General features: G+C 29.5%; 27 protein-coding genes. 7 read left to right on the top strand and 20 right to left on the bottom strand.

Features of this window, described 5'->3' with window-relative positions:
• Positions 1 to 37: 37 nt before the first annotated feature.
• Positions 38 to 1,489: an MDR family MFS transporter gene (locus Q0649_RS07215; RefSeq protein ID WP_298839454.1), complete on the top strand. Its 1,452-nt coding sequence runs from the start codon at positions 38 to 40 to the stop codon at positions 1,487 to 1,489.
• Between the two features lie 175 nt (positions 1,490 to 1,664).
• Here Q0649_RS07215 and Q0649_RS07210 read toward each other — a convergent pair whose 3' ends face one another.
• Positions 1,665 to 1,838, bottom strand: coding sequence for a hypothetical protein (locus Q0649_RS07210; protein WP_298839451.1), 174 nt, complete (start codon positions 1,836 to 1,838; stop codon positions 1,665 to 1,667).
• A 313-nt stretch (positions 1,839 to 2,151) separates the two neighbouring features.
• Here Q0649_RS07210 and Q0649_RS07205 point away from each other — a divergent pair, with 313 nt between their 5' ends.
• Complete coding sequence (locus Q0649_RS07205) at positions 2,152 to 2,826, top strand: HAD family phosphatase (protein ID WP_298839446.1); 675 nt, start codon at positions 2,152 to 2,154, stop codon at positions 2,824 to 2,826.
• Between the two features lie 158 nt (positions 2,827 to 2,984).
• Entirely contained in the window at positions 2,985 to 4,316 is a 1,332-nt protein-coding gene (locus tag Q0649_RS07200) for an HD domain-containing phosphohydrolase (protein WP_298839444.1), read from the top strand.
• 186 nt (positions 4,317 to 4,502) lie between these two features.
• Here Q0649_RS07200 and Q0649_RS07195 read toward each other — a convergent pair whose 3' ends face one another.
• The 4 genes from Q0649_RS07195 to Q0649_RS07180 form a co-directional block, all read right to left on the bottom strand.
• Entirely contained in the window at positions 4,503 to 5,156 is a 654-nt protein-coding gene (locus Q0649_RS07195) for a TatD family nuclease-associated radical SAM protein (protein ID WP_298839437.1), read from the bottom strand.
• Positions 5,157 to 5,201: 45 nt separating this feature from the next.
• Positions 5,202 to 6,032 carry a pyridoxamine kinase gene (locus Q0649_RS07190; RefSeq protein ID WP_298839434.1) on the bottom strand — a complete coding sequence of 277 codons (831 nt, stop codon included), beginning with the start codon at positions 6,030 to 6,032 and terminating at the stop codon, positions 5,202 to 5,204.
• A 227-nt stretch (positions 6,033 to 6,259) separates the two neighbouring features.
• Positions 6,260 to 7,519, bottom strand: a complete 1,260-nt coding sequence (locus Q0649_RS07185; protein WP_298839431.1) for an MFS transporter — start codon at positions 7,517 to 7,519, stop codon at positions 6,260 to 6,262.
• 18 nt (positions 7,520 to 7,537) lie between these two features.
• Positions 7,538 to 9,040 carry an L-fucose/L-arabinose isomerase family protein gene (locus tag Q0649_RS07180; RefSeq protein WP_298839429.1) on the bottom strand — a complete coding sequence of 501 codons (1,503 nt, stop codon included), beginning with the start codon at positions 9,038 to 9,040 and terminating at the stop codon, positions 7,538 to 7,540.
• A gap of 404 nt (positions 9,041 to 9,444) precedes the next feature.
• Between Q0649_RS07180 and Q0649_RS07175 the strand changes: the two genes are divergently transcribed.
• Complete coding sequence (locus Q0649_RS07175) at positions 9,445 to 10,275, top strand: AraC family transcriptional regulator (RefSeq protein WP_298839426.1); 831 nt, start codon at positions 9,445 to 9,447, stop codon at positions 10,273 to 10,275.
• On the opposite strand, the gene Q0649_RS07170 is transcribed toward Q0649_RS07175, so the two are convergent.
• From Q0649_RS07170 to Q0649_RS07120, 11 genes are all read right to left on the bottom strand, one after another.
• Complete coding sequence (locus tag Q0649_RS07170) at positions 10,272 to 10,688, bottom strand: hypothetical protein (protein ID WP_298839423.1); 417 nt, start codon at positions 10,686 to 10,688, stop codon at positions 10,272 to 10,274. The genes Q0649_RS07175 and Q0649_RS07170 overlap by 4 nt on opposite strands.
• A 40-nt stretch (positions 10,689 to 10,728) precedes the next feature.
• Entirely contained in the window at positions 10,729 to 11,457 is a 729-nt protein-coding gene (locus Q0649_RS07165) for a TrkA family potassium uptake protein (RefSeq protein WP_298839420.1), read from the bottom strand.
• Positions 11,458 to 11,492: 35 nt separating this feature from the next.
• Positions 11,493 to 11,750 carry an ion channel gene (locus tag Q0649_RS07160; protein WP_298839418.1) on the bottom strand — a complete coding sequence of 86 codons (258 nt, stop codon included), beginning with the start codon at positions 11,748 to 11,750 and terminating at the stop codon, positions 11,493 to 11,495.
• A 503-nt stretch (positions 11,751 to 12,253) separates the two neighbouring features.
• Entirely contained in the window at positions 12,254 to 13,993 is a 1,740-nt protein-coding gene (locus Q0649_RS07155) for an ABC-F family ATP-binding cassette domain-containing protein (RefSeq protein WP_298839415.1), read from the bottom strand.
• A gap of 377 nt (positions 13,994 to 14,370) precedes the next feature.
• A complete protein-coding gene (locus Q0649_RS07150; protein ID WP_298839412.1) occupies positions 14,371 to 14,667 on the bottom strand; it encodes a ferric reductase-like transmembrane domain-containing protein in 297 nt (98 codons plus the stop codon).
• A 310-nt stretch (positions 14,668 to 14,977) separates the two neighbouring features.
• Complete coding sequence (locus tag Q0649_RS07145) at positions 14,978 to 15,547, bottom strand: DJ-1 family glyoxalase III (RefSeq protein WP_298839409.1); 570 nt, start codon at positions 15,545 to 15,547, stop codon at positions 14,978 to 14,980.
• 37 nt (positions 15,548 to 15,584) lie between these two features.
• On the bottom strand, positions 15,585 to 16,184 hold the full coding sequence (locus Q0649_RS07140; protein WP_298839404.1) for an AAA family ATPase: 600 nt from the start codon (positions 16,182 to 16,184) through the stop codon (positions 15,585 to 15,587).
• A 179-nt stretch (positions 16,185 to 16,363) separates the two neighbouring features.
• Positions 16,364 to 16,708 (bottom strand): hypothetical protein, encoded by a 345-nt coding sequence (locus Q0649_RS07135; RefSeq protein WP_298839401.1) that lies wholly within the window; start codon positions 16,706 to 16,708, stop codon positions 16,364 to 16,366.
• 441 nt (positions 16,709 to 17,149) lie between these two features.
• On the bottom strand, positions 17,150 to 17,311 hold the full coding sequence (locus tag Q0649_RS07130) for a hypothetical protein (protein WP_298839398.1): 162 nt from the start codon (positions 17,309 to 17,311) through the stop codon (positions 17,150 to 17,152).
• Between the two features lie 106 nt (positions 17,312 to 17,417).
• Positions 17,418 to 18,278: a hypothetical protein gene (locus tag Q0649_RS07125; RefSeq protein ID WP_298839395.1), complete on the bottom strand. Its 861-nt coding sequence runs from the start codon at positions 18,276 to 18,278 to the stop codon at positions 17,418 to 17,420.
• Positions 18,279 to 18,466: 188 nt separating this feature from the next.
• Positions 18,467 to 19,552 carry a dipeptide epimerase gene (locus Q0649_RS07120; protein ID WP_298839392.1) on the bottom strand — a complete coding sequence of 362 codons (1,086 nt, stop codon included), beginning with the start codon at positions 19,550 to 19,552 and terminating at the stop codon, positions 18,467 to 18,469.
• 125 nt (positions 19,553 to 19,677) lie between these two features.
• Here Q0649_RS07120 and Q0649_RS07115 point away from each other — a divergent pair, with 125 nt between their 5' ends.
• Complete coding sequence (locus Q0649_RS07115) at positions 19,678 to 20,973, top strand: SH3 domain-containing protein (protein WP_298839390.1); 1,296 nt, start codon at positions 19,678 to 19,680, stop codon at positions 20,971 to 20,973.
• Positions 20,974 to 21,091: 118 nt separating this feature from the next.
• Here the strand turns inward: Q0649_RS07115 and Q0649_RS07110 are convergent, their stop codons facing one another.
• The gene (locus Q0649_RS07110; RefSeq protein WP_298839387.1) at positions 21,092 to 21,241 is read right to left on the bottom strand and encodes a hypothetical protein; all 150 of its coding nucleotides are present in this window, start codon (positions 21,239 to 21,241) and stop codon (positions 21,092 to 21,094) included.
• A gap of 289 nt (positions 21,242 to 21,530) precedes the next feature.
• Between Q0649_RS07110 and Q0649_RS07105 the strand changes: the two genes are divergently transcribed.
• A complete protein-coding gene (locus tag Q0649_RS07105) occupies positions 21,531 to 21,881 on the top strand; it encodes a hypothetical protein (protein WP_298839384.1) in 351 nt (116 codons plus the stop codon).
• A gap of 109 nt (positions 21,882 to 21,990) precedes the next feature.
• Here Q0649_RS07105 and Q0649_RS07100 read toward each other — a convergent pair whose 3' ends face one another.
• The 3 genes from Q0649_RS07100 to Q0649_RS07090 form a co-directional block, all read right to left on the bottom strand.
• Positions 21,991 to 22,665 carry a DUF1048 domain-containing protein gene (locus Q0649_RS07100; RefSeq protein WP_298839381.1) on the bottom strand — a complete coding sequence of 225 codons (675 nt, stop codon included), beginning with the start codon at positions 22,663 to 22,665 and terminating at the stop codon, positions 21,991 to 21,993.
• The gene (locus tag Q0649_RS07095) at positions 22,658 to 22,990 is read right to left on the bottom strand and encodes a PadR family transcriptional regulator (RefSeq protein WP_298839377.1); all 333 of its coding nucleotides are present in this window, start codon (positions 22,988 to 22,990) and stop codon (positions 22,658 to 22,660) included. The genes Q0649_RS07100 and Q0649_RS07095 overlap by 8 nt, the downstream gene beginning before the upstream one ends.
• Positions 22,991 to 23,318: 328 nt before the next feature.
• Entirely contained in the window at positions 23,319 to 23,528 is a 210-nt protein-coding gene (locus Q0649_RS07090) for a hypothetical protein (RefSeq protein WP_298839374.1), read from the bottom strand.
• Between the two features lie 174 nt (positions 23,529 to 23,702).
• On the opposite strand from Q0649_RS07090, the gene Q0649_RS07085 reads away from it, so the two are divergent.
• Positions 23,703 to 24,335, top strand: coding sequence for a DsbA family oxidoreductase (locus Q0649_RS07085; RefSeq protein WP_298839372.1), 633 nt, complete (start codon positions 23,703 to 23,705; stop codon positions 24,333 to 24,335).
• Positions 24,336 to 24,565: the final 230 nt, after the last annotated feature.

Below are 24,565 nucleotides of genomic sequence, written 5' to 3'. Positions count from 1 at the left end.
TATAAAGACTGGTCTAATATTAGGAGGAACAAAATTAATGGAAACAATAAAACCTACAAAAAAATTTAACCCAAACGCAATTATAGGAGTATTAGCCTTCAGCGCCTTTTTAGCTGTATTTAATGAAACCATACTAAATGTAGCATTATCTCCTCTTATGACGGAAATGAATGTTACAGCAGCAACCGTACAATGGATAATTACAGCATATATGATAGTTGTATCAGTTATGGTTCCAATTACAGCATTTCTAATTCAAACATTTGAAACAAAGCATTTATTTTTAGGTGCAATGACGTTACTTTTATTTGGAACAATATGTGCAGCTTGTTCAGGCTCTTTTGAAATGTTGCTTGTTTCAAGAATGTTACAAGCATGCGGAACTGGAATGATGATTCCACTTCTAATGAATACAGTATTAATAGTAACCCCACCAGAAAAGCATGGTGCAGCTATGGGAATTTGCGGTTGTGTAATTTCGATTGGACCAGCACTTGGACCAACTGTTTCAGGAATTTTATTACAGTTTTTTAGTTGGCATGCCTTATTTATAATGTTAATTCCACTTATACTAATAGCTATGATTTTAGGTTCAATTTATTTAGTTAATGTGTCAACTCTTACAAGACCTAAAATCGATTTTATATCAATTATATTATCAAGCATTGGAATTGGTGGAGTTATATATGGTATAAGTAGTTTTAGTGGTGATGGAAATATGAAGATTATTAGTTTAATATTTATTATTGGAATAATATCATTAATTATATTTGTTAAACGTCAATTATTTTTAAAAGAACCAATGTTAGAAATGCGTATATTTAAATATCCTTTATTTTCAGTAGGGGTAGTACTTGTTATGCTAACAATGATGATAATGTTCACTATGAACGTAATGTTACCTATGTTTCTTCAAGGAGCCCTTAAAACAACAACATTTGTAGCAGCAATGGTATTACTTCCAGCATCACTTGCTTGTGGAGTTGTAACCCCACTAGGCGGAAAAATTTATGATAAATTCGGAGTGAAAGTGTTAATACCAGTAGGGTTTACCATAATACTTGTGGCATTATTCGTTTTATCACGTTCCAATAGTGATACATCTCTTATTAAGATTATGATTTCATATATAGTAGTCTGTATTGGGGTTGGTATTACAATGTCACCTTGTCAAACAAGTTCTCTTAACCAACTACCAAAAGAGGCATATCCGCATGGAATAGCGGTTATGAACACCCTTCAACAAATATCAGCAGCACTTGGTTCCTCATTATTTATTGGTATTATGTCAGCTTCCCAACTAAAAGCCTTAAATAATTCAGCTTCCGAGCAAATTGCAGTAGCTACTGGATTTCATTCAAGCGCAACAGTCGCAGTAATATTTGTTTTAGTGGGACTTTGTTTATCCTTTGCTTTAAGATTAGGAAAGAAAAATTCTTTTTCCTCCTCTGATTTAAGAGTAGAAAACGAAAAAGTGAGCGGTCTTTAATTTAACTAATATATATTTAGGCTTTAATAGATGAACTACAAGCATTAACTCCTATTTAGAAAACCATAAGAAATTTATTGTGGCAACTAAACCAGAAAATTTTTTTTGGATACTGATCTCTACCCTTTCTGGTAACAGGTTAAATAATAAAAATGTTTTACCGGAAAGGATAGTATTATTTTTCATCCTTTTTATTCATATACTCTAATAGTTTTTGTCGATCTAATTTAAAAGGTTTAGTATTCTCAGAATCATTATTTATAACATCGGTATTAATAGAATCTACTTTTTCTACTGTAGGTAGCTTTTTACTCTTCTTTAAATTCATAAACTTTTGGAATATCTTCATATTTTCTCCTATCAATTGTTATTTTAATGTTTTGTCCTTGAATTTGTCTATTAAATTACTAATGTATATACCTATCATATCAGATTTTTCACTTAATATCATTATAGAAAAACCACATTAATTTAACTACCTGCTTTAAAATGTATTATTAACTTGTATTAAAAATAATAAAATTTGTAATATATGTATAAATCCTGTATAGTTAAATAATAGAGTAATTTAAAATTATATATTACTATGAGTTGTATGATATATTTCGCTAGTATAAAATACATATTATTTCAAATGCTATATTTATAAGGAGATGATAAGTTTGGATAAAAAAAAGGATAATTTCATGTTAAAAGCAGTTATATTTGACATGGATGGAGTAATTATTGATAGTGAACCAACACATATGAAACTGGAAAATGAAACTTATAAAAAATTAGGCATAGAGGTTACAGAGGATGAGCATCACTCTTTTGTAGGAGCAACCTCTCATTATATGTGGGAAGCTCTAAAAAATAAATATAATCTTAATCAAACACTTGATGAGTTAATTGAATATGATCGAAGTAAATATTTTAAATATCTTAATTCAGATGAATGCGAGATAACACTTATTGCTGGGGTGAAAGAACTAATAAAAGACTTTCATAAAAATGGAATAAAGCTAGCTATTGCATCATCATCGCCACTAAATGTAATCATGGCTATTGCAAAGAAATTTCAAATAGAAGAATACTTTGAAGTTTTTGTTACCGGTGACTATGTACAAAGAAGTAAGCCTGAACCGGATATATTTATTTTTGCTTCAGAGAAGTTGGGAGTAAGCCCAGAAAATTGTATAGTTATTGAAGATTCACACAATGGGGTTCGTGCTGCTAAAAAAGCAGGTATGAAATGTATAGGAATTAATAGCGGTGATGCAGGAAGCCAAGATATTTCTATGGCAGATTTAGTGATAAATAATTTTAAAGAAGTGAATTATACTAAATTAAGTTAATATATGTTGTTAATGTATAAGATGTAGTTCATTAAAAATAAAATATAATTCCAATTTATTATTCATATATGTTAATTCTTGTTAAATATTAAGTTCTTAATAAAGAATTCGAATATTACATTAGTAACATTCAATGAAGTGAAGGAGATGTTGAGTAAATGCGCCAATTAAGTGATATTATTATGACTAGATCATCTAGCATTGAACAAAAGATATATGCAAAATCTTCTCTTATCGGTATAAGTCATGGTCTTGAAGATATGGTTACTGAATTTAAATTAGAATCAGAACTCTTTGTATCATTTCAAAAGTTTGAGTTTTTTATGCAGGAATTTGATAGATACAAAATCCTTGATAACTTATGTAAAAAGATATACATATTCGCTCGAAATATTGATTTTAGTAAGATAAAGAGTCTAAAAAATACGATATTTATTGAACTGAATCCAGAAGATTCAATGATAAATGAATGGGATATTATTGTAAATCATCCCAATCATCCAGCTATTTTTTTAAGTAAAGAGATATTTTATAATGAGCCTGCGAAGGAAGATCAATTTAGAAAATTTAATGGATTTTTGAGTTTTTCATCAGATATACTTGTAGATTCATTAAAAGTAATGAAGAGTAAATTAAATGGATATGGTATTTATTATAATATACCTAATATTAATTATCTAAAAAGTGAGCAAGAGATTGTTAATAAAAAAATGAGCTACTTTCTAAATCGTACACTAAGCGAAATAGAAGATAAAAACACCCAACTGATAGAAAAAAATACCCTACTTGAAGGTGCAGTAAATAAAAATATAGAATTAACGGACGAAATTATAAAGCGTTTATGTTATTCTGCTGAATATAACGACGAGGATACAGCACTGCATATGGTTAGAATTAGTTTATATTCATCCTTTTTATATAATATGGTAGAAACATCTGGAAAAAAAATTAGGTTAATGAATTATGCAGCATTAATGCATGATATTGGGAAAATAGGCATTTCAGATGCCATCCTTTTAAAACCTGGAAAACTTACAACTGAAGAATTCAATATAATGAAAACTCATACATTAATCGGTGCAAAAATCCTTGGTAATTCAAAACAAGATATTATTAAAATGGGTTGTGAAGTAGCATTGGGTCATCATGAAAAGTGGGATGGTAGTGGTTGTCCGTCAGGTCTTATTGGAACTAATATTCCACTTTGCGCTAGAATAGTTGCTATTACAGATGTTTTTGATGCATTAGCTAATGAGCGAGTATATAAAAAAGCTTATCCAATTGAAAATTGTATAGAAATATTAAAAGAAGAAAGGAATAAACATTTTGATGGTGAATTAGTAGATATTTTTTTAAGTAAAATTGATACAATTTTAAGTTATAAGGACATCCTTGATTCAAAGTTTAAACAAGTAAAAAATGAAGATATTTTCACAATGATTTTTAATGATTCTTTGGATACTTTTATAGGAAATTTAAAAGGTAAATAATAATAATAATAATAATAATATAAATTTAATACTTTAATGCAAGTTTAGTTTTGCTTTACTACATTGAAATTCGTTTTTTAATACAATATAAAAAAGAAGATATACCTTTATATATGGTATACCCCCTTCATACTTTTTAATAATACTTAATCCTATAATTGGACTTGGATTGCATACAACTTTATCTTATTCAAAAGGACGTACTCTTAAAGGTACGCAAATACTATCACATACAGCTTTACAAGCATCTATTTCTTCTTGTCCAATGCAATCGACTACTGTCATAACTACATTTGGAACATACACTTTACAGCTGATCGTAAATTTCAGCATTGCGTCATAAGATTCTATACCAAATTCGCTACGAGTTAATCTTAAATATTCTTTCGCATTTGATGCATTAAGGCTTATGGATACGGTATTAATCAAGTCTTTAAAAAATATTGCAGTTTCCTTTTTATTAACTAAATCCGCGAGTCCATTAGTGTTTATACGAATTGGATTATTGCTGCTTCTATTTTTTAAGTGTTTTGCCACTTCTAATACCTCATCAAGACGGGTTAAGGGTTCTCCAAATCCGCAAAATATAATTTCATTGAACTTAGCTAAATCATATTTTTCAAACTCTTCTATAACTTGTTGAGCACTAGGTTCTGTGTCTAACCATAGACTATTTGATTTAGCCATTTCCTTAGTTTTTCTTAAACAAAACAAACAAGAACAAGGGCAATTGTTAGTTAAATTAATATAAATATTTTTCTTTATCAAATCTTTACTCGTGATATCAACATCTTTTAAATTGATATAAACACCATTGTTATATGTATATAAAATAACCATATTATATCATCCTCTTTTTCTTTATATTACTAAATTTATGCTATGTTATTGTAAGTCAGTCAAATATTCTTCAAAGCAAATACCATCATTTACTGGCGTACCTATTTTAGCAGTATAATTAATTGCTTTGCTAATAAAATCCGTAGCTTTTTTTACCGCAGTCACGATATCTACTCCTTTAACAATATTCGCAACTACAATAGATGAAAAAACATCTCCCGTACCTGAACGATCTTCACCAATTTTTTTTACTTCTATTATAGTATATGGTTTTCCTGTTTCATATATAAAGTTTCGGATATTCCCATTATGTTGCAGTCCAGTGATAACAATTTTATCTGGACCTTTTGTGCAAAGTTCTTTTGCAATATTTTCAAGTTGCTCAGGACTCAAAGCTCTTTTGGGATAAGGAATATCAAGAAGTCTACAGGCTTCAGTAAGATTAGGTGTCATTACATCCGCATATTTAATTAACTTCTTCATCTCATCACACATTTCCTGTGTATATGTAGAATAAAGTTTTCCATAGTCACCCATCACAGGATCGACCATGACAGTCGTATCTTTTGTTTTAAAATTTTCTAGAAATTCTACAACAATATCAATTTGTTCTTTTGAACCTAAAAATCCAGTACAGATTCCATCAAATTGTAAATCAAGCTCTTTCCAATTATTCATGTAATCCCTCATATGAGGAGTATAATCATCAAAAAAGAAACTTGGAAATCCTGTATGTGCTGATAATATTGCAGTAGGTAATGGACAGCATTGTATCTTCATTGCTGATATAATGGGTAATGCAACTGCTATAGAACATCGTCCAAATCCGGTAAAATCATTCACAATAGCAATTTTCTTTTGTTTGTTTAAACTCATTATAGCACCACCTTTTCTAATACACCTTATTATAATCTAATCAACATAAAAAATAAAGTGTATGGATACTAAGCGTAATAAAAGTAAAATATAGTACATAAATTCCTAAAGGATGTGAAAAAAGCCTTACTATTTCGTAAGACTTTTTACAGTTGAATAAATTTAAGTCATTTTACTAATTTCAATCACAAGATTACCTGTTGATAAGAAGTTTAACTTTGTGATTGTTAATCTTGTACATATCTTTGAGTTTCTATTTCAGAAACACTCATTCCTCTAGTTTCTGGAGTATAAATTAACCCAATTACCAATTGTGCAACTAGGATAGCCACTAAAAACATTCCCGTTTTCGCAAAACCAAAAGATGTTAGCATAGTAGGGAAAACTAAAGAAATTATTCCTACCCCTGCACGTACCAAGAAGAATATAATCCCCTGTACTTGACCTCTATATTGTGTTTTAAAAAGTTCTACACTCCAAAGAGCAAAGAAACATTGCGAACTAAATCCAGCCGAAATTCCCCATACTATATCAAAGAATATAAGTGAGAACCAGCCCATTGGTGCAAAAATAAGAACAAGCCATGCCACAATTTGCATTAAACAACCTATTGAAAATAATACCTTTCTATTCCACGTATCTCCTTTTTTTATAAAAATTAACCAAGTGGAAAGAATTGTTAGAAGCCAGATGAGAGCATTCAAACCATTTGATTGTAAATTAGTTAAATCTCCTATTTTGGTGAAAATATATGGTAAAAAATATCCCTGTAATCCAGCAACCAATGCCCATAAAATATAAATACCAGCGGAAAGAGTAAAAGCTTGTCTGTTGGGTTTACTTGTAAATACTTCACTAATAGGAGCTTTCACATATCCATTCGTTTTCTCTTTTTCTTTTTGCTCCTCCCAAACTTCAGACTCCCTAATCTGCTGTTGTAAAATCCATGTAATTAAAGCAATAACAAATAATATTCCAAACATAATTCTGTTTCCAAGTAAACCTAAATTACTTAGAAAAATGGATAAAATAAATATTGTCATAGGTGCAAATCCCCATGAAAATTGACCCCATCCAATGTTTGCACAACGTTTTCCTTTAGGCGCTTGTTCTCCTAAATAAGTCCAAGATGCTGGAACTACTGCACCTACCGCTATACCCGTAATAATGTATCCTATTAAAAGCATCTGAAAATTCATAGATAAAGCTATTAATAGAACACCAACCATATATATTAATAAATCATACTTATATATGAATTTTCTTCCATATTTATCGGCTAAGCGACCACCTATTAAGGCACCAATCGCTGCTCCAAATCCATTTGCACTAACTGCTGCGAGTAAACCTACTGCCGAATCATTTAGATTTAAAAAATTTACCCACATAGTCAATCCACAAGCTCCTGCTACAATTGCACCTGCATCCAAAAAGTTGGACATTGACACAATTAGTGTTTCCTTAAAATTACTCTTTGCATCAGACATTTAAATACCTCCTCTTTATTATAAAGTCACGTGTGCTATATTTAAAAGATCTGCAACCTTTTCAAATAGTGTGGCATTTTTCCCAATAGACATTGCACAATGATGTGTAGGTGATTCTGCAAACCACTGCTCCATATATTCATCTGGTTCTTTCTTAAATTTAATTGGTGTTTGAGTATTCCCAATTTGCATTGTAGGACCATTTGTAGATTTTCCTTCACTAATTATAAATTTTAATTTACCATCTATAGTTTGTGTTACATTAAGTGTAGTGACATCTCCAGTTTTAACCTTAGCTTCAACCGATACACCGGTTCCTCTCTTTCCATGATATAGACCCATTCCTCTTAAAATAGGCTTTCTATTTGATATTGCTATATGAAAAGGGCCATCATGACCTAAGATAATAGTTCCATCCACGTAATCGATTACTACAATCTCTGAAAAACTACCACCGACTCCTAAAATATCAGATATTTTCATAGCTAGGTTTGTTTTTAAATCTCCCTCTCCAGCACAAGGAATTCCTTTTGCTGTAAGTAATGAATGTCCCACTATAAATCCACTCTGAACTTTCTCATAATGATTTCCTTCTGATCCATGATAATAATACGTTAAAGCATCCAGATTATATTCTTTTACCATTTTTTCTTGGGCAGCTGCAATTTTACATGACCATTCTATCTGATGTTCTGTTGGCTTTTTAGCTAAAGGATCAGATGGTGAATCACCACTAATCTCAAACATTTCTAACACTTCTTCCATTTTTTCTTTGACTTCATCCTCGGTAACATCATTTAAAAATTTATCAAGATCACACATTTCAAGCATTTCTATATGCATTCCTGTTTGTGCTTGTATCATAGCAAAATCACTATACATATCAAGCATGCCGCTATAATACCCACCTAAAAATCCAAAGCTACTATGCTTTAATTTTCTTATAACCGAGGCTGCCCTAATCCATTCATTAATATTTTTCCATGCTTTAATTGCTTCTTTTTTTTCACTGGTGTTTTCATTTGCTAAAGAAATTTTTGGAGTATAGTCTAGTCCAAGCAATCCATTTACTACTCTAAACTTAATTCCTGCACGATTAAATACATTGGATATTTCAGGCACAGGACATGCACCACAATATGCAAGCCATTCACCGGTTGTTGTTTTTTCATAGTTTATTCGGTCAGTTGGTTGTAAATTTAAAATTATTGCAGGTGCCTTACAAATTTGGTGAACAGGTAATACCGTTGAACTTGTTGCGTAAGTTCCAGAATGGCAGAATATTAAATCTACATTGTTTTTATTAAACCATTCACCCGCTTTTCTTCCTTCTTCTTGCGTATCTACCAATCCGTAATTAAATATTTCTCCAAGGCCTGACATTCCCTTTTCTAAAAACTTACCATATTCTATCATTCGATCTTTAAGTCCTTCAAATTGTCCCCAATACGCTCGTAGTCCAATAGTATAAAGTCCGATACGTGGTTTTTTAATAGGTTTTATAGCAGTTAAATTCGACATATTCAATCACTCCTTATATTAAAAATAATTTACTCTTTTACAATTTTATTATAATCGTTTACAATAGATAAAACATCAAAGGATGTTGCTAGGAAATAATAGTATGTTGCTTAGAAATGCTTTTAATAAATACTATTAAGCGAATTTCCAAATTTGAAATAGCTCTAATAAATATATAAGATTAATTAATATTTATTAGAGCTATTGATTTTATATGTTTTATTACTTATAATAAATATAATTCTTTAAAATTGATTGTAATAGTTTACAGCAATCAAAATATCAAAGAATGTTATTGTAAAATACTAGTATCTTGTTTGGAGGTTTTTTAAATTAAAAACTTTAAAGAAAATGTATCTTATGACTGGTCTGATGATTCAGTTCGTATTATAACTACTCCTAGCTTGGTCGCTAAATCAGTTTATTTTTATATAGAAGAAGTGGGATATTTTAAAACTAGGTCTAATTATTATACTGAGAGAGAAAATTTAAATTCTTATTTAATTGTTTACGTTTTATCCGGAAAAGGATATTTAAAATATGATGATGAATCATATACTATGTGTGAAGGCCAAAGTTTTTTTATTGATTGCATGAAATATCAGTACTATAAAGCTGATACTAGTGACCCTTGGGAGATTCTTTGGGTTCATTTTAATGGTGGGACAAGCTGTGGTTATTATCAACAATTCGCTCAAAGTAATTCTCCAATATGTAACTTTGAAAAAGATTGTATAGTACCTTCAATTATCCGGCAATTAATATTAACTCACCAAGAAAAAAATATAAAAACTGAACCATTAACTTCTAAGCTATTAGTAGACCTTTTAACAGAGTTTCTATTTAATATTTCTGCTCCTAATTCTCCCAAACCCTTCCTTCCCAAATTTATAAAAGATATAATGAATTATTTAGATAAAAATTTAACAGATAAAACTACTCTAGATATGTTAGCTAAAGAATGTTCAATTAGTAAATACTATCTAGAAAAAGAGTTTAAAAAATATATTGGTGTTACACCAAATGAATACTTAATCTTAAATCGCATTTCTTTAGCTAAAGAATTATTGAAATATTCTGAAATCCCCGTTTCAGAAATTGCCTCTAAACTAGGAATTCATAATACAAGCCATTTAATTAACCTTTTCAAAGAACGTGAGGGAATAACGCCCTTAGCTTTTAGGAAAAGATGGAATGGCACAAGATATAAAAGTGTTCTAAACAGAGATAGTTAGTGGTTAAGCGATCTTTTCTGTCCATATTTTTTTATGAACTTTTTAATTAGTAAAATACAACCATAAATTATAAGATAAGCAACAAAAAATGCAGTAAATCCCCATAGTCCTGCTACTATATCTGAAAATTCCATATGACCTCTATTCGTAATTTTTTGCTCAATTTCGATACCAAACACAATAACCACAAGTACAGTTACTGTATATATAAATGATAATGCAGAAATACTATATTTAGAAATAGCTTTAAAGAGATAATTCACTACTAAATAAATAAACATCCCAACTATTCCTATAATAATAAAATGAAGTTGCTTATCTGAAAACTGCATACCAAAGCTATCAAATAAATTTGTAAGCATATCATGCAATTCATTAATTATTTCAATAATTATTTTTATCATTTTAATCATATCTGACCTCCTAATCCTACATTCTTACCTTCTCAGGCAACTAACTTAACTTTCTTTGTCCTATGTCTTTAGCGATTTCTTTAAGTTTAACAACCTGTTCTTCTGTCCCTAGAACTACCATGGTATCACCCATTTTTAGTATCTGGTTAGAACTTGGATTAAAAACTAATTTTTCATTACTACTCATCTTAATGGCTAAAACTATTAGTCCTGTTTTTTCAGGAATTTTAGCTTCCATGAGACTCCTATTTATTATAATGGAATCTTCACAAATAGTAACATCCTCTAAGTCCAAAATCAGATCTCCATCATGGGTTACTATATCTAAAAAAGCAATAACGGTAGGTCTAAGCATTAGAGCTGCCATTCTACTTCCGCCTATTTCATTTGGAGAGATTGTATTGTTTGCACCTGCTTTTATTAGTTTTTCATTTGCATTTTTATTTATAGCTCTAGATACAATATATAATTTACTGTTCATTTCTCTTGCAGTTAAGACTGTATAAACATTATCCGCATCTGTAGACAATGAAGAAATAAGGCCCTTAGCAAATTTTATCTGTACCTTATCTAATACCTCTTCCTCCGTAGCATCTCCTTGAATAGCATATATTTTATTTTCTATTAGTCCCTTTATTATTTCTTCATCTTTATCTATTACAACAAATGGGACATTACTTTTTTTAAATTGCTTTATAGCATTCCCACTTGTTTCACCCCCTCCACATATTATATAGTGGTCTTTTAAATTAGATATCCCAACTTCCATACGTCTCCTCCTCCATGCATCTTTTAAATCTCCATCTAAAAATAAGCTACAATGCTACTAAATATATACCCCACAGTACCTAAACTTAAAAAAATAAGAACTATAGTAAAAATCTTAGCTTTTGCATCCATAATAGCCACTTCAGTATATCCTACTGTTGATATTGTTATAACAGTCATATATAATGCATCTACAATGCTAACACCTAATAAAAGTTTATATCCAAATGTTCCTACAAGTAGCAACGCTATTAATATGGTGATGACAAAATTAATTTTATGATAATCTTCCATAACACCGCCCCCTAGTTCTCTTGAGAAATTATACCATAAAAAAGATTAAGGCATTTTGTGCCTTAATCCTTTTCTTTTTACTAACTGATATATGTGTTACTTAAATTGATTGCTTTTATTTTGGAATAATTTGCAATAGTATAAAACTTCCTACTAACATAAATCCTGCTGCAATTCGAGATATACGTAGAATAATTTTCTTTTCCAATAAGATTTCCTTAATCAAATTTATCCTTAACATAAGATTTATTTTTCAAAGAACCTACTCCAAACAAGTTAGTTCTTTTACTAATTATAATTCTATATTAAATCCCAAACACCTTTATATAAAGTAACATTTTTGTAAATAATTACAGATTTATAATCTAAATAACTAGAAAAAGCCTACCCCATAGATTTCTCTATGAAATAAACTTTTACTGTTGTATTTATTTGATTTTTCAATATAATCATTAGCGACATAAAGCAGTCTTAAATGGAGTGTTTATAACTACTCACTAAATTTAGAGTAACTTAATCAGCCCTTCTAACTCCTCTGACAAAACTTTTGCAAGCTCAATATCAGTTGCTTTTAAAGCCATTGCTATTTTTGTTTCAACTAATTTTTTCTTTTGTTCAATCGCTAAATAATCTTTGTCAAAATAACTAGCATAAATCACCTTTCTAAATTTTCGCATACTCATTTTTCTAATTGTCTTATCTTCAATAATTAAAACAAAATCCATACAGTTTACTATAGAGTAGAAATCATGAGAAATCATGAGAATCGCACCTTTATAGTTTTTTATAGCTTTTTCCAGTGCTATTTGTGAATAGGTATCTAAATGACTTGTAGGTTCATCAAGAAGCAACATGTTTGCGTTACTAGCAGAAATTTTAGCCAGTTGAAGCATATTTTTTTCTCCGCCAGATAAAGACCCTATCTTTTGATTAACGATTTCTTCTTCAAACCCATAGCCAGCAACATATAATTTAATTTCTTCATAAGTTTTAAACCCAGCATCTATGAACTCTTCAAGTATAGTATTAGACTCATTTAGTGTTTTACCTTGAAGTTGAGATAAATAAGCCACTTCAACTTCCTCATTTATCTCAATAGAATCATTATTATTTTTATAGATTTCTGTGAATAAAGTTGTTTTACCGGTACCATTTAATCCGACAATAGCTACTTTATCAGTAGATTTAATCTCAAAATTAACATTTTCTAGAAGCATATCATCAAAGCTAACACTGTAATCATTAACTTTTAAAGCAATGGTTTCTGCTATTTCATTATTTGTAACTAAAGTAATATTCGGTTCTTTAATATCTACAAATGGCGCTTTAATTCTACGTTTTTCTAATCTTTCTTGAATTTTAACTCTAGCATTTAGAGATTTTCCTTTAGCAGCTTCAGTATGCTCAGTTGCGAGATATCTTAGTTTTTTTATTAACATCTCATTTCTCCAAAATTCTTCATCATCAGCAATAGCTAGTTCTTGCATTTCAATTTTAGTTTGGAGTAATGAGAAGTTATAATCAATATAGCTTCCATCAAACTCTTGGAGCTCCTTATTTTCAAGATGCAAAATTTTGTTGAAACAATGATTCAATAAATATCTATTGTGCGTAACAATTAACATTGTTCCTTTGTGTGAAATTATTAGATCTTTAAGAGAATTAAGGTTCCCAAAATCTAAAAACACATCAGGTTCATCCATAATCATTAATTCTGGACTATTTAACATTTCCCTAATTACTTGAATAAGCTTGAATTCCCCACCACTAAGTTCAGATATCATTAAATCTTTAAACTTGATTAAGTTTGCAAGACTTAGATTTTTATTAATGTTGTTTTCGAAATCATCCCCATTAATTGCATCGAATGCATCTAAAGCTTGTTGATACTTTTCTAGTAAAGATTCAATATCTGAAGATGTTTCCATTTTGCTGCAAATAGATGTTATTTCATTTTGTAGTTTTATAAATTTTTCCCCAATATATTCGAAGACTGTAATTTCTTTCATTTTATCCAGTTGTGAGAATTGACTTACATACCCAATTCTAGAATTGGGGTCCATCTCGAGCTTTCCATCGAACATATATTTTTCTGGATCCATAATTATATCTATCAGTGTGCTTTTTCCGCTGCCATTTGTTCCTATAAAAGCACAATGCTGACCATCTTCTAATGTAAATGAGATGTTATTATACAAGTCCTTTTGCGGAAATGAGTAGGACAAGTTATCAACTTTAATCATATTATTACCTCTCTTTTTATCACTAAAAAAGAGCCTATAAAAATAAGCTCTTCAATATATTGTGTTATTAATTACAATTTTATACTTAATTTTAATGTAGCAAACACATTCTACTCAGTTTACCATTGATAGCATAACACTTTTTACGATTAAGTTCAATCATTTTATAATTAAAGCTTCTCGTGATATCCGTTAATTCTAAAAAATAATTACTTATGTTTATTTATTTAAATTGAAAATTATCATAATGAAAGCCTATAATATTTAATTATCTTTTCACCAGACAAAAATCCTTCTTCTTGTGAATTCAATAAATGCACTCTTAAGTTGTTTCTATTAGGCATTCCCATTATCTCCTCAACATATGCACCTTCCTCTTAATTATTGAAAGCATAAAAGAAATCAATAGAGTAATCCTGTGATATATCTGATTGATAAAAACTTCTAAATGGGTCTAATCCCAAAACAGCATAATTTGAACTTCCATAGTAATGGGTAATACCAATAATATAAGCTATAACCATAATCTTATGAATTAGTTTCCATCTTTTATAATTTAATTTTTTCGCTATCAATGCAATTATAACTAAAGCTATAAATAGATACATACTTATGAAACCAAAAGTTTTGAAAATATGACTACCATTTCTTGCACCGTCAGAAATAGTTCGCACTGTAGCAGAACTTACTACTGTTTCTCCTCCTCTTCCTCCCCCATTTATGAGTTGTGTATGTATAATTTGCTGAGAAGACAGTAAAACAGTTTTTTGTTGTATATGTTAAAGTTAAAACAAGCATATTGTATATATATGGATGTGCAATAAATATGGTGAGTTTATTTATTACAAATATAATGTGAATTAAGGGGAGCCAAAAATTGGCTCCCCTTAATTCACATTTTTCGAACATTATTAATTTAATAAAGCTTAGTTATTATCTCAATATAAATTCAATATAAACTGATTATATTTTCTTTCATATTATCTACTTGAATTTACTTTGTCTTACCATATCATAAAGCATTCCTTGCTTTAACACACTACTATTGCCACCTAATACATCTACTAATGTATAAGCAAATGGTAGGACTGAAGCTGGTCCTCTGCTAGTGATCAAGTGATCATCTACCGCAACAATATCTTCTACATAATTTGCCTCTTTAAATAATGTAGTATTTTCATCTCCAGGATATGATGTTATTTTGCGCCCCTTAATAATTCCTGCTTTTTCTAAAACCATTGGTGCAGCACAAATAGCAGCAACAAATTTTTCCGGTGCTTTATCAAAATATTTTACTAATTCAATGACCCTTTCATCATCTCTTAAATTTGTTGCGCCCGGTAATCCACCCGGTAAAACAATCATATCATATTCTTTTATTTCATCACTTATAATTTTATCCACTAGTACCCTAATACCATGAGAACCTTTTACCATTTCTTCATTGATACTTACCAAATTACATTGAAAGCCTGCTCTTCTTAAAACATCAACTACAAATAATGCCTCGCCCTCTTCAAATCCTTCTGCTAAAAGAACTGCAATTTTTTTCAATTTAACCCTTCCCTTCTTTTACCAATATAGCATTGATTTATTTTCTACCCGATGATTCTTCCAGTATATCTATTGTTTTTGTTAAGGAACCTTCGAATTCTTTATCAGAAGAGTTTTCGAAGATAAGCAAATCATCTTTTACACATGGATCATCCAAAGCAATAGGAATATCAAAATTAATTCCTGAAATATATTCATTCCAATTCGCAAGTTTCCATGTATCCCTATCAGAATTTCTCTCAATCATTCTTTGCTTCGTTACTTCGATTGAAGTTTTTACCCAAATAACGACTAATGACGCATTCTTTTGTTTTAATGCCTCTTTTAACTTTTTGACATAATTTAAATCTCGTATTTCTTTTGTAAATGGTGCATTAATTAGCACAATATCATCATAATTCAGAGCTTCCATTGCGAGTTCTACTATTGTTTCGTATTCATAATCGCGTATGTTTTCATTAAAAAAATCTGAGCTTCTATTATATTCTTCACCTGCTACAACAAAAATCTGTTTTGACAATTTTATGAGTGTATCTTTATCAAGATAGACAACATGTTGTAATGCCTCTGCAAGTTTTTTTGCTATATAAGTTTTTCCACTTGCTGGTGGTGATGTTACTAAAATCAGTTTTTTCACAACAATCCTCTCCTAGTAAAAAAATTTTAACTCTTAAACTTTCAAACCTATTTAACTTTTCATGCTTACATTTATTATACCCCTTTTTCATTAAGCATGTACCTATGCAAGTATAATCTACTTGCTTAATTGCTAAAGCTGAATAAACTCTACTAAATACAAAAACTGTTTCTAATGCACTAGAAACAGTTTTTATATTTTACCCTTACAGGCATATTGTAACTTATGATCACAGAATAATTTGAAATAGTTTTTCCCGAAATATCTTTATAGTCAAACTTAATGTTTGTACTATTACTCTCTTTTATTAAATTTATAAGTAGTCCATATGCTCCATTATTTTCTTGATTCATGGCACCCATATTTGCATACGTAAATTTGATAGGAATTGCCGAAGATGACTTTGAACATTGCATGGTATCACCTGATACTTTAGCTTTACCGTAGTTTGTATCATGTACCGTATGATTATGTCTCCAAAGGAATATTAACTTACTATGATTATTAAGAATATCAACAAGCATTGATGCATTTCCTGTTGTTCATTTTCCAAAATAATGAATAGGGCAATGAGAAACAACAAAAAACGATGTTGATGAATTTATGGAATTCAAAGATGATTTAATATTATCCATATCAGTAGTTATAAATGATTTGCTTGATGAATTATTGCATATACAGCATAATTGCTATTGCTTACAACTAATCCAGAGGCATATGTTCCTCCCTTACCAACTTCATGGTTACCCTTTGCAAGTATTGACGGAGTTCCATTATATTGATTTCTTATAGTATCCGCCTAAACTATTGCCGACGAATAAAGACTAACCATTAATGTTAATGCAACAATGATAGATAATAACTTGCTATATTTTTTATTTTTCATATAATAACACGCTCCTTTTTTATAGTATTAATAAAAAAGGAGCGTGTTATGTGATAAATATATTAATAGTTAATAACTCTTATTGCGCACTTAAAGCTTTTTTAAGGGCTTTAATTTCATCTTGATGTATTTGCTTACTTTTCCTATCACTTTTTTTATCATCTATAGGTAATAGGCTTTGTAAGGCTTTAATTTGTTTTTTTATTTCATCCTTATCTTTGGGAATTTCAAATTTTGGCATTTATTTGACCTCCTTTAAATAATCTTTTATATATCTATTCTACATTTGAGAGTTTTTTCCTGCTAAATAGTTATTTTTTATTAATATTATATTTACTTTTTAATTACTATAACTCATAACTTACAAATGCAAATTTTTTACTATCTGGTGACCAGGAATTCACATTAAATGTTCCTTGTCCACCAAATAAATTTACTACTGTGTGATTCTTAGTTCCATCATAATTCATGATATGAATCTCCACATTTTTATTGGCTGGATGATCACCCGGTTCTACATCACCATTTTCATAAGATATATAGGCTACTTTTTTATTGCTCGGTGAAACGTGAGGAAACCAATTATCTCGTTCGTCCTTAGTTATTTGTCTCTGATTGCTCCCATCATTATTCATACGCCAAATTTGCATCGATCCCGATTGTATAGAGTTAAACCATATATGCTTTCCATCTGCTGAATACTCAGGTCCATCACTCAGACCTTGCGTATTCGTCAATCTGGTTTCTTCTCCACCTTCAACTGGGATAGTATATATATCCCCCTTCTTCTCATCACGCATTGCACAATAGGTTAAAATTTTACCATCATTCGACCATCCATGAAGAAAACTAGGTGAAAGTGGAGTAACCTTTCTTGGTATACCTCCAGATAATGCAATTATATAAACATAAGAATTATAACCGCATGCAGTCGTATCAGTACCAGGAGCCATGCTGCTAACTGCAATATTCATACCATCTGCTGAAAGAACATGGTCATTATTACAGTCCGTTATATCACCGGTATCTATTTTTCTATGTTCTCCGCTTTCTAGATCATACTGCCAAATAAGCCCCTCAGAATTATATATAATATATTTTCCATCCTTAGTCCAGTTTGGAGCTTCCAAATGTTTATCTAATTTAAAAATAGTAGAGCGTTCATTAGTTATCACATCATAGGTCTCTAACATTGAATATATTTTCATCGCCTTGCCTCCTTAGATTTTAATTGCAGAAGTTGACTTAATTTATCTAACTATTTTTCTTTAGCTATCTTTATTATCCTCCTATAATATGCCAACTTCAAGACAATATATGTCCAGTAGAATCTTTTTCTGAAAAAAAAGGTTTTATGTTAATATTTTGGGGATTGTTAGGACCTTCACTAAAATATTTAATGGTCATTACAAACAACCCCTGTTATACCAAGCCCTGGAGCATCGCAAAGAATAATAGTGTTTCCTTTAAATATGGCTCCTCCAATAATTGGATCTTCTTTACATAAAACTGGACCGTCTAAATCAACTTTAGTTATAATACTTTTTGCAGCAGCTAGGTGAGCCGCTGCTGTTACACTTACTTTTGCCTCTAGCATGCATCCTATCATACACTTCACTCCGTATATCTCTGCCATAGAACAAATTTTAAGTGCATTATGAATCCCACCTGTTTTCATTAATTTTATATTTATAAGGTCAGCTGCTCTCATCTGCATTATTATTAATGCATCCATTGGAGAGAACACACTCTCATCAGCCATAACTGGTATATATACATTATCTGAAACAAACTTCAGGCCCTCAAAATCATGTGCTTTTACAGGTTGTTCTACAAGCTCAATATCCAGTCCTAAATCCTCCATTCTTCTCAAAATCTTAACTGCCTCTTTTGGTGTCCACCCTTGATTAGCATCTATTCTGACTTTTATATCTGGACCAATAACTTCTCTAATCTTTTGTAACCTTTTTATATCTAGATTTGCTTCTTTCCCAACCTTAATCTTAAGTGTCTTATATCCTAGCCTTACAGCCTCTAAGCTATCTTGGGACATCTCTATAGGATCATTAACGCTTATTGTTATATCGGTAGTTATTTGTTTTCTATAACCACCCAGTAATTTATACAAAGGTGCATTGTACAATTGACCATAAAGATCATAAAGGGCGATATCAACTGCTGCTTTTGCACTCGTATTATTTACCATACATTTGTTTAATTTTATCATGAGCTCTTCAAAATTTTCTATTTTCATACCAATTATAGTTTTTTTAATAACATCATTTATTGCACTAACAATTGCTCCTGTAGTATCTCCAGTTATAACCGCTGTTGGAGGAGCCTCCCCAAACCCAATATTACCACAGTCAGTTATTACTTTTACAATTACATCCTCAACACTATTAACCGTTCTTAATGCAGTTTTAAATGGCCTGTTTAATGGGACAGAAATATATTCAATCTTTACATCAATAATTTTCATTTCGCTCAACTCCAAAAGTTAAGGCTTATTTATATATATATAAATAACCTATCTATATTTAATATAGATTATATTTTAAATTAGCATTATAATGTATATAATTCTTTAACTAGTGAGGTGTCTTTATGTATAAAGATGACTATATATTACCCAGTTTTATGTATTCAGCTTCGTTTTGGATGCGTGATATTACTAACGCGAAAGAAAATATACTTTCTGTAGATGAAATTGAAAAGTTCAATAATAATCTCAGACCTAGAATAACTTCATTATATGATTTATATAACGAAGAGGATACTATAGCTTCTAAAACCCTCATAGATCTCATACAATCATATGAACTATTCAATAAAGATATGTTTGATTCTAGTGGGCAGTTACTCCTCAATAATTATTTTAAAGAAATTATACGTAATTTAAATTTAAATAAAATAAAAAATCATACTACAATTGAATATGGTATAAGCATAAAAAAGACTTCAGTAAGAAGTTTTCCTGTAGATGATCCTATTTTCTCATCTTTTGAACATAGCAAAATAAATAATTTTGACAGGTTTCAACAAACAAGTTGCCTTCCTTTTGAACCCGTTTTAGTACTCCATAGAAGTCGTGATAAAAAATGGTATTTTGTGAAACTTTACAATTATTTTGGCTGGATTAAAAGTACTGATATAGCATTATCACAAGATAAAACACAAATTTTTGATTATTCTAGAAGCAAAGACTTCCTAATGGTTATTGCCAAAGAAACTAATTTAACCATTAACGGAAAAGACTCCACCCAAGTAACTATAAAATGTGAAATGGGTACGAGGATATGTTTATTAAAGCATAACGGATCTACTTTAATAGATAATCTTATGATAAAATATCCAACTCGTGACATTAATGGCAAACTTATATTTAAAACTGCTACTATAGATACCACCAAAGACATTACAAATGGAAGCCTTCCATATACAAGGTATAACATAATAAATCAGGCACTTAAATTTATCGATACACCCTACGATTGGGGAGATAAGTTTTCTGGAAAAGACTGTTCTAGCTTTATTCTAACAATTTATAAATGTTTTGGGTTATTACTTCCACGCAATGCTTGCCAACAAGAAAATAGTTTTTCTAATAAAACTAATTCTTTTAAATTCAAAAGGGATGATTCACTAAAAAATAGGTACACTTTAATAGATAAATTAAAACCAGGCGCTGCACTATTTTTAGACGGGCATGTTATGATGTACCTTGGCAAATATAAGAATAATCATTACATGATTCACAGCTTTTCAGGGTATAGTGTTAAAAATGGATCTAATTACGAACCACATTCTGCCCTACAAGTTGCCATTTCAACCGTAGATCTGATATCCGCAAGCGGAACCCCTTTTATACAAGAATTCACTTCTGCAGTACATTATCAGTAAAATTAAATTTTTACGCATTTATAGCATTATACATCTTTGTACCATAATTCCCTATAAAATAAAAAAAGCAATCTCTATACCTTAATTAACTTTAAGGTATAGAGATTGCCCATATGTTTTATAGTTCTTTATCACAATGTAAAGGTCCACAAATATCAAACTCTGAATCGGATGGCTCTGGTTCAAAATTCGCATCTTTTTTTGCTTGTTCAAGTTTATCGTTTTCTATTTTTGATATTTCCTCTGGTGTTAGTTTTTTATTTGTCATTAATAATCCTCTCCCTTTTTTAATATTATTTTAATTAGTAATATAACTATAACTCTAATTTCATAGTATATCAATAGTTAGAAAAATGTTAAAAATTTATATATAAAGGATATACTGTATCATTCGAATTAGCTTATATATAAAAATAGTTGTTTATGACAAAGTATGTACGTTTCATGCAATTTGTATTGTTTTTATTGTGAAAACCTGTAAAATTTTAATTAACTATAATTTATAATTAACACAACTATGCAATAAAAGCTATGTCTATACTAGGAGGTAGATTATTATGAGTTTATGGAGAAAATACAAACATTTTATTATAGTGTTCGGGATATTCTTTTGGGTTTTTGCTAAAGTTATTGGAATTCAAAAATGGGGTAGTATTGTTTTGGGGATATCTATGCTACTTGATATAATGGGCGATATTATTGAATATGAAAAAAAAATTGGGAAGGTGAAATTTTCTATTTTAATTAGTATATTCTTAGTTACTTCCGTATTAACAGCACTAATGTTTATTCAGATAGGTGAGTATTTTACTTTATCAATAATTTCAGAAATACTAATTATAATTTTAGGATTAGTCATTGATATCTTAATTCTAAATTATGCAATAAAAAAGGTGACACGAACATAATTTTTTATATTATGTTCGTGTTACCTTTTTTAAATTAAAGAAATATTAATTTTTACATGTCTTATGGTATCTACCAAAGAACATCACAATAAATATTATATTAATTTATTTATTTTTCTGATAAATAATGGCCTATAAAATATAAAGCAATACCTACAATAAGAACTATAATTATATTTAATCTAAATACTAATATTTTTCTTAAAAACATACAAGCAACCATAATACCAAACCATAGACATACTATTACCCAAAGTTTAAAAAACTCTTTTATTTTACTAACCTTGACTTCTTCCATAAAACAGCTTTTTTTGATATAAGCCATAATAGTAATTATAGTAATACCTATAATCAAAAGCTGCAAAATAATTCCTAAATTAAAACTTATATAAAAAGTAAAATCATTAATACCATATTTTATAATTGTCTCTAAATTTTGTGTAATATAATTAATAATTGATAATATTGTTATTATCATGCCTGTATACATAACATATTCGCTACATAGTGATGAGTAATTATAACTTGATTTATAGGTAGTTACTATTTCTTCGCAGTAATGCTTAATATCTGTTGTTCCTAGTACCTCTTCAATACTTACACCTTGCTGCTCTGCATTTAAAAAACTGTCTAGTATCTGTTGTGAAAATTCTTCAGCATCTCTTGTTTTTATATTTGATGTTCTTACATAGACTACAATATCATCAAATACACTTTTGCTTTCTTTAGATAAGTTCTCAGATGCTTTATTTAATTGTTTTATTAATGATTTTGTTTTAATCAATTAGATCATCCCCCAATATTCTATTGACTGATTTTGAAATTTTATCCCATGAGCTACAAAAGTTTAAAAATTCCTGTTCCCCGAGTTTAGTAAGAGAATAATATTTTCGTTTTGGCCCTAGTGGTGAATCCCTGCTTATCGAAGACAATAAGCCATTTTTTTCAAGCCTTATTAACAAAGGATATAAAGTCCCTTCAGATAAATCATCAAAACCATTGATTTTTAGCGAACTATATAATTCATACCCATAGGTTTCTTTTTCTAAAATTATTTTTAATATACAACCTTCTAAAATTCCTTTTAATAATTGAGACGAATTTGCCATTTCATATCACCTACCTTGTAATGTAACCTAGTAACTATATTGTATTGCAACTATGTTGCTATGTCAAGTACATAAATTATAGTTATGAATATAATACAAGTATAACTTCTGTAAAACTATATTTTATTTTCTTATATATAATTCATATCAATAATAGTATAATAATGTGTTATATTATTGAATAATTTTCAGTACAATACTATTAAAGTGATGGTAAAATGAGACCAATGGGCGGTTGATTTTAATTTCATTGTGCCTTTTCTAAAAAGACTTGATGAAATATTTTATAAATATTATCTCTATTCCCATTACTTTATGTAGATGTAATTTACTCCGCGAATCTTACTTCCATATTAAAAGCGTTTATACATTCCTTTGGAAACTGCTCTTTTCTAACTTGTGCCTTTTTCTTTTCATAAAAACATGTTGAAACATATTTTGAATAATCATTAAATTGATATGTATCATTGACGAACAATGATTCAAAAGATCCAAAAAGACTTGAATAAGATGTATCATAAACTAAATATGGGAACATAAATCTTTCTATAAAAGACCTCTTTTCTTGGACTACCGTTAATTGCTATTATTTTCATTTATATTCCCTACATTTTCTTCTATAGTATCTCTTATATACCAACACACTTGACAACCTATAACCAAAGTGGAATAATTTAGTTACTAAAATCCAAAATACGGGGAGTGATCTATAATGAAAGTAGAAATGTGGTTAGATTTTGTATGCCCATTCTGTTATTTAGGAAAAGCTAAGTTTGAAAAAGCACTTGAAAATTTTTCTGATAAAGAAAACGTAGAGATAATTTATAAAAGTTTTGAATTAAATCCTAATGCTAGTAAAGTGTACACTGGTACTATTAGTGAGTTAATTTCAAAGGAATATGGAATAACTATTCAAGAAGCCGAAGAAAACAATAAAAGATTAACTGCTGAAGCTAAAGAGCTTGGACTTGTATATAGACTTGATAAAGCTATTCCAGTCAATACTTTATATGCACATAGGTTACTTCAGTATTCAAAAGCAATTGGTAAAGAAGAAAAAATTGTAAGCCTTATATTTAAATCATATTTTACTGATAGCAAAAACATTTCAGATATAAATACTTTAGTTGAAATTTCTAAAGAAGCAGGCCTTGAAGAAGAAGTTGTTCGTAAAATCTTAAATACTGATAAATATACTGATAGAGTTCAAATGGATGAAAAAGAATCTCAAGACATCGGAGTCGATGTAGTTCCTTATTTCCTAATTAATAAGAAACTTACTGTAGCCGGTGCTCAATCTATAGCTACGATTGGAATGGGTTTAGAGGATGCATTGATAAAATAATCAAAAAAATAGAAGCTATGTAAAAGCTTCTATTTTTTTGTCTTATATTAATTGCTATATGTTTTATTTGTTTTACTAATGTCGAATAATTAGTAATACAATATATTCAATTGAAGTATATTAACTATAAATCGAAAATTTTATGTTATAATATAGGATATTGTCATGTATTACTAAATAAGTATAGATTTATTATGTCCTTTAATGTATTATATTACATATAAATGTTC

Source organism: uncultured Clostridium sp., from assembly GCF_937920395.1.
In the GTDB taxonomy this organism is placed as follows: domain Bacteria; phylum Bacillota; class Clostridia; order Clostridiales; family Clostridiaceae; genus Clostridium_AD.
The sequence above is the reverse complement of the archived record's forward strand: the minus strand, read 5'-3'. Positions and strand labels throughout refer to the sequence as shown.

Excerpts from the sequence above, each read along its gene's own strand:
- Q0649_RS07215 (WP_298839454.1), top strand. The coding sequence starts at position 38 with ATGGAAACAATAAAACCTACAAAAAAATTTAACCCAAACGCAATTATA.
- Q0649_RS07210 (WP_298839451.1), bottom strand. The coding sequence starts at position 1,838 with ATGAAGATATTCCAAAAGTTTATGAATTTAAAGAAGAGTAAAAAGCTA.
- Q0649_RS07200 (WP_298839444.1), top strand. The coding sequence starts at position 2,985 with ATGCGCCAATTAAGTGATATTATTATGACTAGATCATCTAGCATTGAA.
- Q0649_RS07195 (WP_298839437.1), bottom strand. The coding sequence starts at position 5,156 with ATGGTTATTTTATATACATATAACAATGGTGTTTATATCAATTTAAAA.
- Q0649_RS07190 (WP_298839434.1), bottom strand. The coding sequence starts at position 6,032 with ATGAGTTTAAACAAACAAAAGAAAATTGCTATTGTGAATGATTTTACC.
- Q0649_RS07185 (WP_298839431.1), bottom strand. The coding sequence starts at position 7,519 with ATGTCTGATGCAAAGAGTAATTTTAAGGAAACACTAATTGTGTCAATG.
- Q0649_RS07180 (WP_298839429.1), bottom strand. The coding sequence starts at position 9,040 with ATGTCGAATTTAACTGCTATAAAACCTATTAAAAAACCACGTATCGGA.
- Q0649_RS07170 (WP_298839423.1), bottom strand. The coding sequence starts at position 10,688 with ATGATTAAAATGATAAAAATAATTATTGAAATAATTAATGAATTGCAT.
- Q0649_RS07165 (WP_298839420.1), bottom strand. The coding sequence starts at position 11,457 with ATGGAAGTTGGGATATCTAATTTAAAAGACCACTATATAATATGTGGA.
- Q0649_RS07160 (WP_298839418.1), bottom strand. The coding sequence starts at position 11,750 with ATGGAAGATTATCATAAAATTAATTTTGTCATCACCATATTAATAGCG.
- Q0649_RS07155 (WP_298839415.1), bottom strand. The coding sequence starts at position 13,993 with ATGATTAAAGTTGATAACTTGTCCTACTCATTTCCGCAAAAGGACTTG.
- Q0649_RS07135 (WP_298839401.1), bottom strand. The coding sequence starts at position 16,708 with ATGCTTGTTGATATTCTTAATAATCATAGTAAGTTAATATTCCTTTGG.
- Q0649_RS07130 (WP_298839398.1), bottom strand. The coding sequence starts at position 17,311 with ATGCCAAAATTTGAAATTCCCAAAGATAAGGATGAAATAAAAAAACAA.
- Q0649_RS07125 (WP_298839395.1), bottom strand. The coding sequence starts at position 18,278 with ATGAAAATATATTCAATGTTAGAGACCTATGATGTGATAACTAATGAA.
- Q0649_RS07120 (WP_298839392.1), bottom strand. The coding sequence starts at position 19,552 with ATGAAAATTATTGATGTAAAGATTGAATATATTTCTGTCCCATTAAAC.
- Q0649_RS07115 (WP_298839390.1), top strand. The coding sequence starts at position 19,678 with ATGTATAAAGATGACTATATATTACCCAGTTTTATGTATTCAGCTTCG.
- Q0649_RS07110 (WP_298839387.1), bottom strand. The coding sequence starts at position 21,241 with ATGACAAATAAAAAACTAACACCAGAGGAAATATCAAAAATAGAAAAC.
- Q0649_RS07105 (WP_298839384.1), top strand. The coding sequence starts at position 21,531 with ATGAGTTTATGGAGAAAATACAAACATTTTATTATAGTGTTCGGGATA.
- Q0649_RS07095 (WP_298839377.1), bottom strand. The coding sequence starts at position 22,990 with ATGGCAAATTCGTCTCAATTATTAAAAGGAATTTTAGAAGGTTGTATA.
- Q0649_RS07090 (WP_298839374.1), bottom strand. The coding sequence starts at position 23,528 with ATGTTCCCATATTTAGTTTATGATACATCTTATTCAAGTCTTTTTGGA.
- Q0649_RS07085 (WP_298839372.1), top strand. The coding sequence starts at position 23,703 with ATGAAAGTAGAAATGTGGTTAGATTTTGTATGCCCATTCTGTTATTTA.